Below are 15,137 nucleotides of genomic sequence, written 5' to 3'. Positions count from 1 at the left end.
TGATGTGTAAAGTTCTGCAGATATTCTTCGTCTGAAGTGGCAGATCAGGGGGAGTATTCGTATTATGGACAAAGTGGAATCGCTCGCAGCCGTCTGTGATTGTCGGCGTTCGAGCGCGACCTTCGAATGACTGAATTGGGACTAAGTTCCCAAATCGCACTTTGGACGTTTGTCCATTAGGTAACCCGCAGTTAACCTAATGGATATGCATTCGTTAATAATTCAAGAAAATGAAAGTTTCAATTTCAGTTGAACATTTGGTGAATGGCTGCGGAATCACGGGTGTTGCATCTTGCGGTCCCCTCGCGACGATCTGTGGTCGAGGGCACTGCAATGATTTGACCGTGTCGACAACTCTTCAGTCCGTGGCATTCGGGACAGAGCCCGGACTTGCGCCGCTTTCCGCTCCGGCAACCATCGAGGAGTGGTGGTTGAGCGCCGTCGCACTCGGTGGTCAGGGGCGGTATGCGCAGGCGCGTGCCGCCTTGAACGTCGTGGATCGGCGCACCGCTGGCCTGGCCGCAGATGGCGACTGTGTGTATGCCTCGTTGTCCGCAAGCACGCGGGCGTCATTCCTGCGGCAAACGGGCTGGCACGCGAAGGCGTCATACGACGACGGACGTGCTCTTGCCATTGTCGCCGGACGAGGTGACTCTCCCGAGTTGGTCGCTGCCGCCTGTGACGCGTTGACCGGCCTTGCGGCCGACGCTCTCGGTCAGGGCCGCCTGGCGCTGGGATGGCGCCTGCTCGAGCGCTGCGCGGAGCAGATCAACCGTCTGGAAGGCGAGTCGGCGCGGTTGTGGCGTCAGGTGATCAGGCTCGAGTGGGTCTCGGCTGAACTTGCGCTCGCTTCCGGTGATTTCACGCGGGCGCTTCGACACGCTGAGCGTGCTGTCGAACTCGCCGCCGGTGGTGATTCGCTCAGGCACAAGGTCAAGTCGGACCTCTTGCGATGCGCTGCGCTCACAGGTTTCGATCCGGGCCAGGCGGCAATGCTTGCAGGTGAAGTGTTCGATGAGTGTCGTTCGTCTGGATTACTACCGTTGGCGTGGGCGTCGTCGATGCTGATCGAGGGTGTGAGCGGGAGTCCCACGACACCGAATTCGGCCGCACTCGGCGCTGCGGTTGCGGCACGCGGGGGAGTGTTCCGTGAACTGTCCCTGTGAGGTGCGCCACCGATGTGCCTCTGTGAGGTGTGCCACGCGGTAGCCGACGAGTTGTACACGTCGAAACATTGCCGCGGCGGGCCAGGCCTGCGCGGACCAGTCGGTCTGGATGGTTACTCTTAGAGGGTTCCGCTGTTAGTGGAAGCACACCCGCTCGGGAAGTGCCACTGTAACGCCAGGATTTTCGCTGACGATGACAAATACGAGCGATGAGTTGGACTCCGCGGTCGCCGCTGCAGCGCAGGGCGACCGTACAGCTCTAGCTTTGGTTTTGGAAAACATTCGACCCATGGTGGTGCGCTATTGCCGTGGTCGGGTGGGTGCGGCGGAGAGAGGCCACTTGTCGGCCGACGATGTCGCGCAGGAGGTGTGTCTCGCCGTGATGACCGCGTTGCCGCGTTATCAAGATCAGGGACGCCCCTTCATGGCTTTTGTGTACGGCATTGCTGCACACAAGGTTGCTGACGCCCATCGAAGCTCCGCCCGTAACAAGTCGGAGCCCGTAGCCGAAGTACCGGATGTAATTGCACTTGACGATGGACCCGAGCAGCGAGCGCTCGATTCGGAATCCAGCCGGCACATGCAGGAACTGCTCGGCACCTTGCCGGAGAAGCATCGAGAGATCTTGATTCTCCGGTTGGTTGTCGGACTGTCGGCTGAAGAAACGGCCGCCGCCGTCGGGAGTACCGCCGGAGCTGTACGAGTCGCCCAGCACAGGGCGATCGCGAAACTGAAAAAAGTAGTAACGAAAGCGGGTGAGAGCTATGGCTAGAGACGAGAATCGTGATTCTTCCGATCTCGATGACCTCACAGCCGGTCTCGCCGACGACGGTGCACCGGTGGATCTGGCTGCGGTTCGGCGCGACGACGCGCTGATCGAGGCAATTTCCCATGGTGGGCCGGTAGCAACCGATAGCACTGAGCAGTACGAACTGGCGTTGATTCTGTCGAAGTGGCGCGATGACGTCGTGTCGACCCCGATGCCGGAGGGCCCACTTCTCGACGATGTGATCGCAGCGATCGAATCGGCGCCCCCCAGCATTGCCGATCGCGAACGTTCTCGTTCACGTCTTCGTCTACTGCGCCCCGTTGCCGCTGCGGCAGCTGTCGCAGCGGTGGTGATCGGTGGCGGCTCGATGCTCACGTACGGGGCTGAACCGGGCGACGCACTGTGGGGTGTGAAGCAGGTTGTCTTCACGGAAGAAGCTAATTCGACAGTCGCGAAGATCGACACCACGTCCGAGCTCGAGAAGGCTGAGCGGTTGTTGGCCGCCGGGGATATTCCCGAAGCGAAGAAGGTTCTGGACAACGCTGCCCAGCGTGCCGGTGCTGTGAAGGATTCGCAGGCGAAGACGGATCTCGTAGAACGCTGGGGCAAGTTGATGACCCAGGTTCAGGAAACAACTACTCAGGCTGCCCCGCCGCCGTTGACCACAACCGACGGGCTGACAACGCTCGAGCCCCCGCCGGTGACGTCGATTCCCGTTCTGCCTGGCCCGACCTCGGATCTGGAGTTGCCGGGTACCAATCCGACGACATCGACGCCCAACCCAGCGATAGTTGCGCCGTCGTCAACAGTCCCGAGTCCGTCGGCGAACCCGACGACGACAACAACGACAACGTTGCCGACGACAACTACCCCGTCCTCGTCGAGGACGACAACAACGTCGCCGAATGTGAACACGCCGTCCTGAGCGTCGCGAGACCTGTTAGGCAGCAACGTGAATCAATAGCAACGTAATCAAAGCAACGGAATCAAAAACAGTGGGCCGGCAAGCGTGATGCTTGCCGGCCCACTGTTGTCAGTGTGTCAGGCGTCGAATCCGTCGCCGTGCATCGCTTCGTTCATGGATGCGTCGGCGTATCCACGGCAGTAGTCCCACGTGACATATGCCTCAGGCATGGGATCGTAGGCGGGTTCGTGAGGCCGAACCGTGCCGTCGACGAGGAGTTGAAGCAGGTTTGCCCGCAACATGTCCCAGTCGTGGTAGTGGTCCTGTTGGCAGTCCTCGCAGCACACCACGAGGCCGCGGATGCCACGATGAGCGAGGAGAGCCTCGTATACGGCGAGGTCAGCGAGATCTTCCTCGACTGCCTGCCGTTCTTGGGGGTCGAGTGGTTGACCCGGCTCGATGGCATCGAGTGCCGCGGAAGGGTCAGCGGGGTCGCCGGCAAAGGGATCTGGCGGCAGACCGGGAGGCAGTTGATCACGCACAGCACCACGGTACGCAGGTCAGGGGGGTCAGCGCCACTCGTTACGCGTACTTGCAGCGTGGGTGGGATGGTTCGGACCAATGTGCGGCCCGATACCATGGTGTTCAACGCCGGGAAAAGGTGCCAGGAATATCTTTCTGTGCAGGTGCCTTCTATCCGATATCCAGCTTTCGTAATCCGCTTCGAGGCAGCTGTTACAGCGGCTGCCGAACAGGCGAATCTAGGTCCATGGAGGGTCCTGACCGCATGACTAGTTCTGCAGGGCATGTACACACCGGAGGAGACGACCCCAACAAGGTCGCGATGCTCGGGCTGACATATGACGACGTACTGCTGTTGCCTGCAGCGTCCGATGTCATTCCGAGCCAGGTCGATACGTCGAGTCAGCTGACCCGCGATATCCGTCTGCGAATCCCGTTGGTCAGTTCGGCGATGGACACGGTCACCGAGTCGCGGATGGCCATTGCCATGGCCCGCGCGGGCGGAATGGGCGTTCTGCACCGCAATTCGTCCGTGGAGGTCCAGGCCGGCCAGGTCGAGACCGTCAAGCGTTCGGAGGCCGGCATGGTCACCGATCCGGTCACGTGTAAGCCGTCGGACACGATGGGTGAGGTCGACGCGAAGTGCGCTCGCTTCCGCATCTCGGGTCTGCCGGTCACCGACGACGCCGGACAGTTGGTCGGCATCGTCACGAACCGTGACATGCGTTTCGAGGTCGACCAGAATCGTCCGGTCGCCGAGATCATGACCAAGATGCCGTTGATCACAGCGCAAGAGGGCGTCACCGCTGACGTCGCGCTTGGTCTGCTTCGCCGTCACAAGATCGAGAAGCTTCCGATCGTGGACGGGAACGGCAAGCTCACGGGCCTGATCACGGTCAAGGACTTCGTCAAGACCGAGCAGCATCCGTTTGCCACCAAGGACCGTGACGGTCGTCTGCTCGTCGGTGCTGCGGTCGGTGCGGGCGACGATGCCTTCCAGCGTGCGATGGCGCTTACCGACGCCGGTGTGGACGTACTGGTGGTGGACAGCGCACATGGGCATTCGTCCAATGTTCTCGACATGATCGTCAAGCTCAAGCACGAATTGGGCGAGCGGGTTCAGATCATCGGTGGCAACGTCGCTACGCGCTCGGGTGCATTGGCACTCGTCAACGCAGGCGTCGATGCCGTCAAGGTCGGCGTTGGTCCCGGTTCCATCTGCACGACCCGTGTCATTGCCGGCGTCGGTGCTCCCCAGGTCACGGCCATCCTCGAAGCAGTCGCGGCATGCAAGCCTCTCGGCATTCCCGTGATCGCCGACGGTGGTCTGCAGTTCTCCGGCGACATCGCCAAGGCGCTTGCCGCCGGTGCGTCGACGGCCATGCTCGGCTCGCTCCTTGCCGGTACGGCCGAATCGCCGGGTGAACTGATCCTGGTGGGCGGCAAGCAGTTCAAGAGCTATCGGGGTATGGGCTCACTGGGCGCGATGCAGTCGCGCGGTGAGGCCAAGTCGTACTCCAAGGATCGCTACTTCCAGGACGACGTTCTCTCCGAGGACAAGTTGGTTCCGGAAGGCATCGAGGGTCGTGTTCCGTTCCGCGGACCACTCTCGCAGGTGACGCATCAGCTCACCGGCGGTTTGCGTGCGGCAATGGGTTACACGGGCTCTGCCACGATCGAGCATCTCCAGAACGCTCAGTTCGTCCAGATCACGGCTGCGGGACTCAAGGAAAGCCACCCGCACGACATCACCATGACGGTCGAAGCGCCCAATTACGCTGCCCGCTAAGTTCAGTTCGCTAGTTCACCAGTCACGAGAAAGGGGCGCGCGTGCGCGACCTCGTTGAAATCGGAATGGGTCGTACGGCCCGTCGTACCTACGAACTGGACGATGTGAACATCGTTCCCTCCCGGCGGACTCGTTCGTCGAAGGAGGTGTCGACGACGTGGCAGATCGACGCGTACAGGTTCGACATTCCCATCCTCGCTCACCCGACGGACGCGTTGGTCTCGCCGACGTTCGCAATCGAATTGGGCAAGCGCGGCGGGCTCGGCGTCATCAACGGAGAGGGCCTGTGGGGCCGTCATGCCGATGTCGAGGCCAAGCTGGCTCGTCTTGTCGAGATCGCCGAAACCGACGGTGGCGTCGACGCCGCGATCCGCTACCTGCAGGAACTGCATGCGGCGCCGTTGCAGGCGGAATTGCTGGCAGCAGCGGTCGCACAGGTTCGTGACGCGGGGGTCACGACGGCGGTTCGCGTCAGCCCGCAGAATGCGCGGGCCCTGACGCCGGCACTGGTCAAGGCCGGAATCGACTTGCTGGTCGTTCACGGCACGATCATCTCCGCCGAGCATGTCGTGCGCACGGAGGAAGAGCCGCTCAACCTCAAGACGTTCATCTCCGAGCTCGACGTTCCGGTTATCGCCGGTGGTGTGAGTGACCACCGCACGGCGCTGCACTTGATGCGGACCGGTGCGGCGGGCGTCATCGTCGGCTACGGATCTTCCGAGGGTGCAACCACGACGGGTGAGGTTCTGGGTATCGGGGTGCCGATGGCTACCGCTATCGCCGATGCCGCTGCGGCTCGCCGCGACTACCTCGACGAGACGGGTGGGCGTTACGTCCACGTCATCGCCGACGGTGACATCGCTACGTCTGGTGACCTGGCAAAGGCGATCGCGTGCGGCGCGGACGCTGCTGTTCTCGGCACGCCGTTGGCTGTGTCGGCTGAAGCTGCAGGCGGCGGTTGGTACTGGCCGTCCGCTGCTGCGCACCCTTCGGTTCCTCGTGGCGCGCTCCTTCCGGTTTCCTACGGCGAGCGGCCTTCGCTGGACAAGGTTCTGGCCGGGCCGTCCGACGATCCGTACGGTTCGCTGAACTTCGTCGGCGGTTTGCGTCGTTCCATGGCAAAGGCCGGCTACTCCACTCTCAAGGAGTTCCAGAAGGTCGGACTGACAGTCCGCGCCTGATTTGTCTGCATCTGTGGCCCTGGCTTCCTATGGGAAGTCGGGGCCACAGGTCTATGTTCAGGACTTTCGCGCGTTGGTGATACTTATGGTTACGCTTAGGGCACCCTTGTGGTGGCAGTCACAGCATTCGGGTGCATACTGACGGGTAACTACGTTTTCACGGTGGAGGTGTCCTGATGGGCAAGCAACGCGCGACGGATTACGACGTCCTGATTGTCGGATCCGGATTCGGCGGAAGCGTGAGCGCGCTTCGTCTTGTGGAGAAGGGCTACAAGGTAGGTGTCATCGAAGCGGGCCGACGGTACGCCGATGCAGAGTTCGCGAAGACGAGCTGGGATCTGAAGAAGTTCTTGTGGGCGCCCAAGCTGGGTTGCTTCGGTATTCAGCGGGTTCACCTGCTGCGCGACTGCTTGATTCTGGCCGGCGCGGGAGTGGGCGGTGGTTCGCTGAACTACGCGAACACGCTCTACCAGCCGCCGGAGCCGTTCTTCCAGGACAAGCAGTGGGCGCACATCACCGATTGGCGCAGCGAGCTCACTCCCTACTACGAGCAGGCGCAGAAGATGCTCGGTGTTGTGCGGAACCCACACATGACGCCGGCCGACGAGATCATGAAATCCGTTGCGGACGACATGGGTGTCGGCGACACCTTCATTCAGACGCCGGTCGGGGTGTACTTCGGTGAGCCGGGCAAGAAAGCCGCCGACCCGTACTTCGGTGGTGTCGGTCCCGAGCGCACCGGGTGCATCGAGTGTGGCGAGTGCATGACCGGCTGCCGCCACGGCGCCAAGAACACGCTCCTCAAGAACTATCTCGGCTTGGCCGAGACCGCGGGCGCCGACATCATTCCCATGACCACCGTCTCGGGACTTCGCGAGCACCATGACGGCACGTGGGATGTGTTCACCGAGCGCACTGGTGCATACGCGCGCAAGAACCGTCGGACGTACACCGCCGCTCATGTGATTCTCGCGGCCGGAACCTGGGGAACGCAGCACCTGTTGTTCGACATGAAGGACACCGGAGCGCTACCAAAGCTGTCCGGCACACTGGGCGAACTCACGCGCACCAACTCCGAATCCATTGTCGGCGCAGGCAAATACAAGGTCGATCCCAATCTCGATCTCACGCACGGAGTTGCGATCACGTCGTCGTTCCACCCCAGCGAGGACACGCATATCGAGCCGGTTCGCTACGGCAAGGGTTCCAATGCGATGGGCCTGCTGCAGACGCTGATGACCGACGGCGGTGGAGACAAGCCACGGTGGGTCAAGTTCCTCGGTGTGGTCGCGAAGAATCCGTATCAGATGCTGCGCATGCTCACGGTCAAGGACTGGAGCGAGCGAACCATCATCGCCCTGGTCATGCAGAACCTCGACAACTCCATCACCACGTACACGAAGAAGGGCCTGTTCGGCCGTCGCAAGGTCACCAGCAAGCAGGGCCACGGTCAGCCGAATCCGACGTGGATCCCCGAGGGCAACGATGCGACGCGTCGGGTTGCCGAGAAGATCGACGGCGTTGCCGGTGGCACGTGGGGCGAGATCTTCAACGTCCCGCTGACGGCGCACTTCCTCGGCGGTTGCGCTATCGCCGAGGATGCCGACCGCGGCGTGATCGATCCGTATCACCGCGTCTTCGGCTACCCGACGCTCAGTGTCGTCGACGGTGCCGCGGTGTCCGCGAACCTCGGTGTGAACCCGTCGTTGACCATTGCGGCGCAGGCTGAGCGTGCGGCGTCGCTGTGGCCGAACAAGGGGGAGGCAGACCTTCGTCCAGCTCAGGGCAGTGGCTACGAGCGGTTGACTCCGATCGCCCCCAAGTCGCCGGTGGTACCGGCGTCGGCACCGGCGGCACTGGTTCTTCCGATTGTGAAGATCACGGGCGGCAAGAAGGCTGCAGCGCCCGGAGTGGCATAACACTGTGGCGTAGCGAGGTGATCTTCGTCGCCCCCGGACTCTCGTATGCTGCGCAGAGTCCGGGGGTGCGCAGGTTCGCTAGCTGGGGCGATTAGACTGCACGTGTGGCAGATATCGAGCAGCAGAGACCAGTTCTTGTCGTCGACTTCGGTGCGCAGTACGCGCAGCTGATCGCGCGGCGAGTCCGTGAGGCCAAGGTCTACTCGGAGGTGATTCCGCACACCATGACCGTCGAGGAGATCGTGGCCAAGAAGCCCTTGGCTGTTGTGCTCTCCGGCGGGCCGTCCAGCGTGTATGCCGACGGCGCTCCGAAGCTCGATCCGGCACTGTTCGACCACGACATTCCGGTGTTCGGCATCTGCTACGGATTCCAGGCGATGGCCGGAGCTCTCGGCGGCACCGTGGCCGAGACCGGCACCCGTGAATACGGCCGCACCGACATCTCGGTGTCCGGTGGCCTGCTCCACGACGGACTTCCCGCGACGCAGCCGGTGTGGATGAGCCACGGCGACGCCGTCACCGAAGCGCCTTCGGGATTCGAGGTCACCGCGACCAGTGACGGCGCTCCCGTCGCAGCGTTCGAGGATCGCGCCCGCAAGCTCGCCGGCGTTCAGTACCACCCCGAGGTTCTGCATTCCCCGCACGGACAGCAGGTTTTGAGCCGCTTCCTGCACGAGATCGCCGGTATTCCGGCAGCGTGGACGGCGTCCAACATCGCCGACGCGCTCATCGAGCAGGTGCGTGAGCAGGTCGGCGACGGCCATGCCATCTGTGGTCTGTCCGGTGGAGTCGACTCCGCTGTTGCGGCTGCATTGGTTCAGCGCGCTATCGGCGACCGGTTGACCTGTGTGTTCGTCGATCACGGTCTGATGCGTGCCGGTGAGCGCACCCAGGTGGAGAAGGACTTTGTTGCCGCGACGGGCGCTCGCCTGATCACGGTGGACGCCGCCGACACCTTCATCGGTGAACTGGCCGGCGTCACCGATCCCGAAACCAAGCGCAAGATCATCGGCCGCGAATTCATCCGCAGCTTCGAAGGCGCTGTCAGCGATGTCCTGGGCGAGAACGCTTCTCAGGGCGCAACCGTCGACTTCCTCGTTCAGGGCACCCTGTACCCGGACGTCGTGGAGTCCGGTGGCGGCACCGGCACCGCAAACATCAAGAGCCACCACAACGTCGGCGGCCTGCCGGAAGATCTGCAGTTCAAGCTGGTCGAACCGCTGCGCCTGTTGTTCAAGGACGAGGTCCGCGCAGTCGGCCGCGAACTCGGCTTGCCGGAAGAGATCGTCGGACGCCAGCCGTTCCCCGGACCGGGCCTTGGTATCCGCATCATCGGCGAGGTCACCCGTGACCGCCTCGAAATCCTCCGCCAGGCGGATTCCATTGCGCGTGAAGAACTCACGTCCGCAGGCCTCGACGGAACGATCTGGCAGTGCCCGGTTGTCCTCCTCGCCGACGTGCGCAGCGTGGGCGTGCAGGGCGACGGCCGGACCTACGGCCACCCGATCGTCTTGCGTCCGGTCTCGAGTGAAGACGCGATGACCGCAGACTGGACGCGCTTGCCGTACGAGACCCTCGAGCGCATTTCCACGCGCATCACCAATGAGGTTCCGGACGTCAACCGCGTTGTTCTCGACGTGACGAGCAAGCCGCCGGGAACGATCGAGTGGGAGTGAGCTGATTGCTGTGCGCCTTCATCAACCGACCGTGGTTGATGAAGGCGCACAGTGCTATTTGTGGTTCGAGCTATTTGCGGTTCGGCAGAATCACCAGCAGTAGGCCGGCGATGACTGCTGCTCCCACGAACAGCCACCGGAATTGAATGTCTGCTGCCGGGGCAAGGGAGAAGGGTCCGAGTAGTGCCCATCCGCTGACCAGGAATGCCGCGATTCCCGCGATGAGCAGAAGTGCGGACGGACGCTTGGATTTCGAGGTTTCCTCGTGTTCTTCGGTGCTGTTGCCGATGTCGTCGTAGTCGCTCATTACTGGTGTACCTCCAAGGCTCCGAATGTGGCTTTGGCGTTGATCGTCACGGTGGGGGCATCAGGTCCGGCCGCTGCGCCGGCGTGGACTCCACCGTCGAGGCAACGGGATCCGTCACCCATCACGACTGTGCAGTCGTTCTGTGCCTTGACCGTCGGCGGCAGCAATACCTTGAACTCGCCGAATGCCGCCGAGACGTCGATGGTCTTGTCCTCGGTGAAGGTGACCTCGCTCAGATCCAGTGTGAAGCTGCCGAAGCCGCCGGAGTACGAGGACTGAATCTCGGACACGCTGGCCGGTGTCCACTTCTGCTCACCTGACGCGTCGAACTCGAGCGGGTAAACCAGCGACGCGAGGATCACGAAGCCGACGAGGGGTCCGGTGACGATCAGCAGCCCGTATCCCTTGCGGAAGAACGCCCCGAAGATCAATCCGAGTGCGATCACGGCAAGTCCGACTGCCCCGACACGGCCGGGGGTGAACCAGTCGTTGCCGGTTGCTGCGCCTGCGGCACCGACTGCGGTGGCGGCGATGATCGCCAGGCCCAGGACGGTCAGGGTCCAGCGGGAGCGACGGCGGCGAGGCGGAAGCGGTAGCAGGGGAGGGTTCTTGGTTACGGGGTCGGGGAGATCCCAAGCGAAGGGAGCAACGCCGAGCGGGTCCCACGCGGGCGGCGTGATGGCGGGCTCGCTCTTCGAAAGATCAACTGCTGGTGCCGATTCCGATGACGAAGTTGCTGCGGCTGGATCCGTGGGAACGTAGCTGTCGGGAAGCTTGGTGTACGGCGTGTACGTCGGCGGCTGGTTCGGGGCGAAGTATCCCGGGGTGAATGGTCCCGGGGTGAATCCTGTTCCGGGATAGACCGTTCCGGCGCCGATGTGCTGCGTGGACGAAGGTGGCAGCACCGGTGGGACAGGTTGGCGTTGGTAGAGCAGCCACAGGCCGCCGAGCATCAGCATGACGCCGATCAGTCCGGAACCGCCCTGGCCGGCGCCGAGCGGACCGATCGTGGTTGCGGCGATCGCAAGGGCTACCACCAGGACGATGGTTTTGGTGTGCTTGTCCGAGCGGTGGCGACGACCCGGCGCCGCTGCGGTTTGGCCGATGTCGGCGCGCGGGAAAGTCAGCCAGGCCACGACGTACAGCAAGATTCCCGAGCCGCCGAAGATGGTCGAGATGACAAAGGCAACGCGCACGAGGATCGGGTCGACACCGTATCGGTATCCGATTCCTGCGCATACGCCGGCAACGTGACCCTGGTCCGGTAGACGCACGGGGCGGGTCCGCCACAGATCGTTGATCTGTTCCTGGAAGGTCGGATTACTCATGGCTCCATCGTGGTGTGTTCGGGGGTGTTGCCGCATCAGGGGTGAACCCTGATCTTTGGCGCGCTCCTGGCCTGACTTCAGGGTTGGACCCTGATGTGCTCGAGCAGGGTTCGTGCCAGTATCGACTATGTGCAATCTGTGTCTGATCCCGCGCTCGTGAGTGCGCCGCTGCCGATACGAAAGTTGGAGCGGCGCTCCGGCGGTCGAATTGTGGGTGGTGTTGCCGGCGGTATCGCGGATCACCTTGGTATCGACGCGCTGAAGGTCCGTGTTGCGTTTGCGATTCTGGCTGCGATGGCCGGTGCGGGCATCGTCGCGTACGGAATTCTCTGGGTTTTCGTGTCGGCGGGTACCGACACCGAGAAGCCGAGCGCGGCAGAGCGTCAGCGTGCTTACGGTCTGGCCGTTCTCGGTCTGGGCGGTGCGGCGGCGTTGTCGTGGTTGTTCAGCGGCACGGCGGGTTCTGTACTGGCGCCGTTTTTTGTTGTTGCGGTCGGTGCGGCACTGGTGTGGCGGGAGTTCGATTCCGAAGGCCCTCGTACCGTCATCGGGTTGCCGGCACGGCCGACCGTCCTGACGTGGACGCGCGTGGTCGGCGGCGCATCGATGATCGTGCTGGGGCTGGCGGTCGTGGTGTTGGCGCAAGTCGACATCGACGCGTTGCGGTCGTCGTTGTTGGCCGTCGTCGTGACGTTGATCGGCGCCGGTTTGCTGACGGTTCCGTTGTGGTTGCGGATGTGGCGGGCGCTCGGGGCTGAGCGGGCCGCTCGAATTCGCAACGACGAGCGTGAAGAGATCGCGTCACACCTGCATGATTCGGTGTTGCAGACGTTGGCGTTGATCCAGAAGCAGTCCGACAATCCGGTGGAAGTGGCGCGGCTTGCCCGTGGGCAGGAGCGCGAGCTTCGGAAGTGGTTGTTCAGTGGCGGCGAGATCGACCACACGAGCCTGACCGAAGGGCTCAAGATCATCGCGGGTGAGGTGGAGGATCAGCACGGTGTGACGGTGCGTCCGGTGACGGTGGGTGACGTGCAGTTGGACGGCGAGGACGGTCTGCCGAAGGAAGCGTTCACCGCACTTCTCGGCGCTACGCGTGAGGCTCTGGTCAACGCCGCGAAGCACTCCGGCGAGAAGGAGATCAACCTGTTTGCCGAGGTGGAAGGTGATCAGGTGAGCATCTTCGTTCGAGATCGCGGCGTCGGATTCGACGTCGACGCGGTACCAGAGGACCGTCAAGGTCTGGCCAAGTCGATTCGCGGCCGGATCGAGCGTCGTGGTGGCCGCGTCGTGGTTCGCTCCACCATCGGCAAGGGGACGGAAATCCGGGTACACATGCCGCTCGGGGGCAAGACGAGCACCGACTCTGACTTACAGTGGGACGAGCCCGCCGACCTTGTCGACAACCCGGAGGAAGCGCCCCAGTGACAGTTTTGCCCACACCCCCGTATCGCGTATTCCTTGTCGACGATCACGGGGTGTTCCGCTCCGGGGTACGGGCCGAATTGTCCCGTGAAGACGACATGGAGATTGTTGGTGAGGCCGGCGGGGTGGCCGAAGCGATCGCCGGGATCAACTCCACGAAACCCCACGTGGTCCTGCTCGACGTACACATGCCGGACGGCGGCGGAGTGGCTGTGCTGCGCGGGATAGATTCCGGTCCGGTGTGCTTGGCACTCAGCGTTTCCGATGCGGCTGAGGACGTCATCGCGGTAATCCGGGCGGGTGCTCGGGGCTACGTCACCAAGACGATTTCGGGTGCCGAACTGGCCGACGGTGTCCGCCGGGTCGCAGGCGGCGACGCCGTCTTCGGGCCCAGGCTGGCGGGTTTTGTGCTCGACTCCTTCACCGGTCGATCCGCGGCACCGGAACCACAACTCGATCCGGAACTCGATTCACTGACTCCCCGTGAACTCGAAGTCCTGCGGTTGCTCGCGCGGGGGTACACCTACCGCGAGATTGCGGAGGAGCTGGTGATCTCCGTGAAAACCGTCGAGACGCATGCGTCCAATGTCCTGCGAAAGACTCAGCAGTCCAACCGCAATGCGCTGACACGCTGGGCTCATCGCCGCCAGATCGACTGAACTCTTCCGCGAGCGTCCACGAACGCGCACCATGGACCACATGACAGAACCACTGGCGCTGGCGTCGAGTCGTGGGCGTTGGGTTGTTGCCGCCACGGTTCTCGGTTCGAGCATGGCTCTTCTCGACGGCACGGTGGTCAACATTGCGCTACCGCACATCGGCGAGGAGTTGGGTTCCGGGGTAGCGGGCCTGCAGTGGACGCTCAGCGGGTACACGTTGGCTCTGGCGTCGTTGATTCTGCTCGGCGGCGCTCTGGGGGACCGGTGGGGTAGGCGCCGGGTGTTCGTGTGGGGCACGGTGTGGTTCGCGGTGGCGTCGCTGCTGTGCGGCATTGCTCCCGACATCACATTTTTGGTGGTGGCACGAATCCTGCAAGGCGTGGGTGCGGCACTGCTGACGCCGGGAAGCTTGGCCATCATCTCGGCGTCGTTGCGTGAGGAGGATCGGGGCGCTGCCATCGGTTTGTGGTCTGGACTCGGGGGAGTTGCGGGAGCGATAGGTCCGCTGTTCGGTGGCTGGCTCGTGGAGGTCGCCGGGTGGCGGTCGGTGTTCTTCCTGAACTTGCCGTTGGCTGCTCTTGTCGTGTGGGCGAGTGTGCGGCACGTTCCGGAGAGTCGCGACCCGCATCCTCCGGAACGTCTGGATGTACTCGGATCTGCCTGTGCGGTAGTCGGTCTCGGTGCGTTGACCTACGGGTTGATCGAGATGAACCTGGTCGCGGGAGTGGTCGGCGCTCTCGTGTTGTGCCTGTTTGTCGTTGTGGAGCGACGGTCGCCGAGTGCGGTGGTGCCGCCGTCGCTGTTCCGGTCGAGAATGTTTGTCGCCGCCAATCTGGTGACTCTGGCGGTATACGCGGCGCTTGGCGGTGTGTTCTTCCTGCTGGTGCTGCAGTTGCAGCTGGTCGCGGGCTATTCGCCGGTGGCAGCGGGGGTCGCTACGGTGCCGATCACGGTGGCGCTACTGCTCTTTTCCTCGCGCGCCGGTAGGTACGCGCAGATTCACGGACCCCGGTTGCCGATGACCGCCGGGCCGGCAGTGGCAGCAGTGGGACTGGTGTTGATGACGAGGATCGGGGTCGACGCGTCGTACCTCACCGACGTGCTACCCGGAGTTCTCGTGTTCGGATTGGGTTTGTCGGTGATGGTTGCGCCGCTGACCGCGGCCGTGTTGGGGTCGGTTCCGGTGGAGCAGTCGGGAATTGCATCGGGTGTGAACAATGCCGTTGCCCGAACCAGTCAGCTCCTGGCTGTTGCCGCGTTGCCGGGAATCGCGGGGATCAACACCGAAGCTCTGGCGGATCCGGCGCTGTTCTCCGACGGATTCACGATCGCGATGTACATCTGTGTGGGACTGCTGTTGCTCGGTGTGGCTATCGCGGCGGTACTGATCCGCGCTCCGGCGGCGCCGCCGATGCCGGAAACGGATTCGGTTGCCTGCAAACCACATTGTGATCTGACGGGGCCTGCGGTACAACCGAGTCGGGCCCAGGATTAG

General features: G+C 63.1%; 13 protein-coding genes. 10 read left to right on the top strand and 3 right to left on the bottom strand.

What is annotated here, in order from left to right; translation table 11 throughout:
* The first annotated feature begins 344 nt into the window (after positions 1–344).
* The 3 genes from EEB13_RS04010 to EEB13_RS04000 all read left to right on the top strand — a co-directional run bounded on the left by EEB13_RS04010 (position 345) and on the right by EEB13_RS04000 (position 2,860).
* Positions 345–1,166: a hypothetical protein gene (locus tag EEB13_RS04010; RefSeq protein ID WP_261984442.1), complete on the top strand. Its 822-nt coding sequence runs from the start codon at positions 345–347 to the stop codon at positions 1,164–1,166.
* 193 nt (positions 1,167–1,359) lie between these two features.
* Positions 1,360–1,938, top strand: coding sequence for a sigma-70 family RNA polymerase sigma factor (locus EEB13_RS04005; protein WP_033231328.1), 579 nt, complete (start codon positions 1,360–1,362; stop codon positions 1,936–1,938).
* The gene (locus tag EEB13_RS04000) at positions 1,931–2,860 is read left to right on the top strand and encodes an anti-sigma-D factor RsdA (RefSeq protein ID WP_033231327.1); all 930 of its coding nucleotides are present in this window, start codon (positions 1,931–1,933) and stop codon (positions 2,858–2,860) included. Before EEB13_RS04005 ends, EEB13_RS04000 begins: the two co-directional genes overlap by 8 nt.
* Before the next feature lie 116 nt (positions 2,861–2,976).
* On the opposite strand, the gene EEB13_RS03995 is transcribed toward EEB13_RS04000, so the two are convergent.
* On the bottom strand, positions 2,977–3,381 hold the full coding sequence (locus EEB13_RS03995) for a DUF5319 domain-containing protein (RefSeq protein WP_033231326.1): 405 nt from the start codon (positions 3,379–3,381) through the stop codon (positions 2,977–2,979).
* Between the two features lie 245 nt (positions 3,382–3,626).
* On the opposite strand from EEB13_RS03995, the gene guaB reads away from it, so the two are divergent.
* From guaB to guaA, 4 genes are all read left to right on the top strand, one after another.
* Complete coding sequence (gene guaB, locus EEB13_RS03990; protein WP_033231537.1) at positions 3,627–5,150, top strand: IMP dehydrogenase; 1,524 nt, start codon at positions 3,627–3,629, stop codon at positions 5,148–5,150.
* A gap of 41 nt (positions 5,151–5,191) precedes the next feature.
* Entirely contained in the window at positions 5,192–6,331 is a 1,140-nt protein-coding gene (locus EEB13_RS03985) for a GuaB3 family IMP dehydrogenase-related protein (protein WP_033231325.1), read from the top strand.
* A 176-nt stretch (positions 6,332–6,507) separates the two neighbouring features.
* The gene (locus EEB13_RS03980; protein WP_095886641.1) at positions 6,508–8,250 is read left to right on the top strand and encodes a GMC oxidoreductase; all 1,743 of its coding nucleotides are present in this window, start codon (positions 6,508–6,510) and stop codon (positions 8,248–8,250) included.
* Between the two features lie 104 nt (positions 8,251–8,354).
* Positions 8,355–9,926, top strand: a complete 1,572-nt coding sequence (gene guaA, locus EEB13_RS03975; protein WP_033231323.1) for a glutamine-hydrolyzing GMP synthase — start codon at positions 8,355–8,357, stop codon at positions 9,924–9,926.
* Positions 9,927–9,996: 70 nt separating this feature from the next.
* On the opposite strand, the gene EEB13_RS03970 is transcribed toward guaA, so the two are convergent.
* Positions 9,997–10,233, bottom strand: a complete 237-nt coding sequence (locus tag EEB13_RS03970) for a hypothetical protein (RefSeq protein WP_045070771.1) — start codon at positions 10,231–10,233, stop codon at positions 9,997–9,999.
* Complete coding sequence (locus EEB13_RS03965; RefSeq protein ID WP_045070769.1) at positions 10,233–11,561, bottom strand: PspC domain-containing protein; 1,329 nt, start codon at positions 11,559–11,561, stop codon at positions 10,233–10,235. The genes EEB13_RS03970 and EEB13_RS03965 overlap by 1 nt, the downstream gene beginning before the upstream one ends.
* A gap of 93 nt (positions 11,562–11,654) precedes the next feature.
* Between EEB13_RS03965 and EEB13_RS03960 the strand changes: the two genes are divergently transcribed.
* The 3 genes from EEB13_RS03960 to EEB13_RS03950 are packed head-to-tail and all read left to right on the top strand — an operon-like array spanning position 11,655 to position 15,137.
* Positions 11,655–12,986 carry an ATP-binding protein gene (locus tag EEB13_RS03960; protein ID WP_045070767.1) on the top strand — a complete coding sequence of 444 codons (1,332 nt, stop codon included), beginning with the start codon at positions 11,655–11,657 and terminating at the stop codon, positions 12,984–12,986.
* Complete coding sequence (locus EEB13_RS03955; RefSeq protein ID WP_033231319.1) at positions 12,983–13,642, top strand: response regulator; 660 nt, start codon at positions 12,983–12,985, stop codon at positions 13,640–13,642. Before EEB13_RS03960 ends, EEB13_RS03955 begins: the two co-directional genes overlap by 4 nt.
* 40 nt (positions 13,643–13,682) lie before the next feature.
* Positions 13,683–15,137, top strand: coding sequence for an MFS transporter (locus tag EEB13_RS03950; protein ID WP_141484666.1), 1,455 nt, complete (start codon positions 13,683–13,685; stop codon positions 15,135–15,137).

This window comes from Rhodococcus sp. WS3 (assembly GCF_003797085.1).
Lineage (GTDB): Bacteria > Actinomycetota > Actinomycetes > Mycobacteriales > Mycobacteriaceae > Rhodococcus_F > Rhodococcus_F globerula.
This window is presented reverse-complemented; position numbering and strand designations above follow the sequence as displayed.

Excerpts from the sequence above, each read along its gene's own strand:
- EEB13_RS04005 (WP_033231328.1), top strand. The coding sequence starts at position 1,360 with ATGACAAATACGAGCGATGAGTTGGACTCCGCGGTCGCCGCTGCAGCG.
- EEB13_RS04000 (WP_033231327.1), top strand. The coding sequence starts at position 1,931 with ATGGCTAGAGACGAGAATCGTGATTCTTCCGATCTCGATGACCTCACA.
- guaB (WP_033231537.1), top strand. The coding sequence starts at position 3,627 with ATGACTAGTTCTGCAGGGCATGTACACACCGGAGGAGACGACCCCAAC.
- EEB13_RS03980 (WP_095886641.1), top strand. The coding sequence starts at position 6,508 with ATGGGCAAGCAACGCGCGACGGATTACGACGTCCTGATTGTCGGATCC.
- EEB13_RS03970 (WP_045070771.1), bottom strand. The coding sequence starts at position 10,233 with ATGAGCGACTACGACGACATCGGCAACAGCACCGAAGAACACGAGGAA.
- EEB13_RS03965 (WP_045070769.1), bottom strand. The coding sequence starts at position 11,561 with ATGAGTAATCCGACCTTCCAGGAACAGATCAACGATCTGTGGCGGACC.
- EEB13_RS03960 (WP_045070767.1), top strand. The coding sequence starts at position 11,655 with ATGTGCTCGAGCAGGGTTCGTGCCAGTATCGACTATGTGCAATCTGTG.
- EEB13_RS03950 (WP_141484666.1), top strand. The coding sequence starts at position 13,683 with ATGACAGAACCACTGGCGCTGGCGTCGAGTCGTGGGCGTTGGGTTGTT.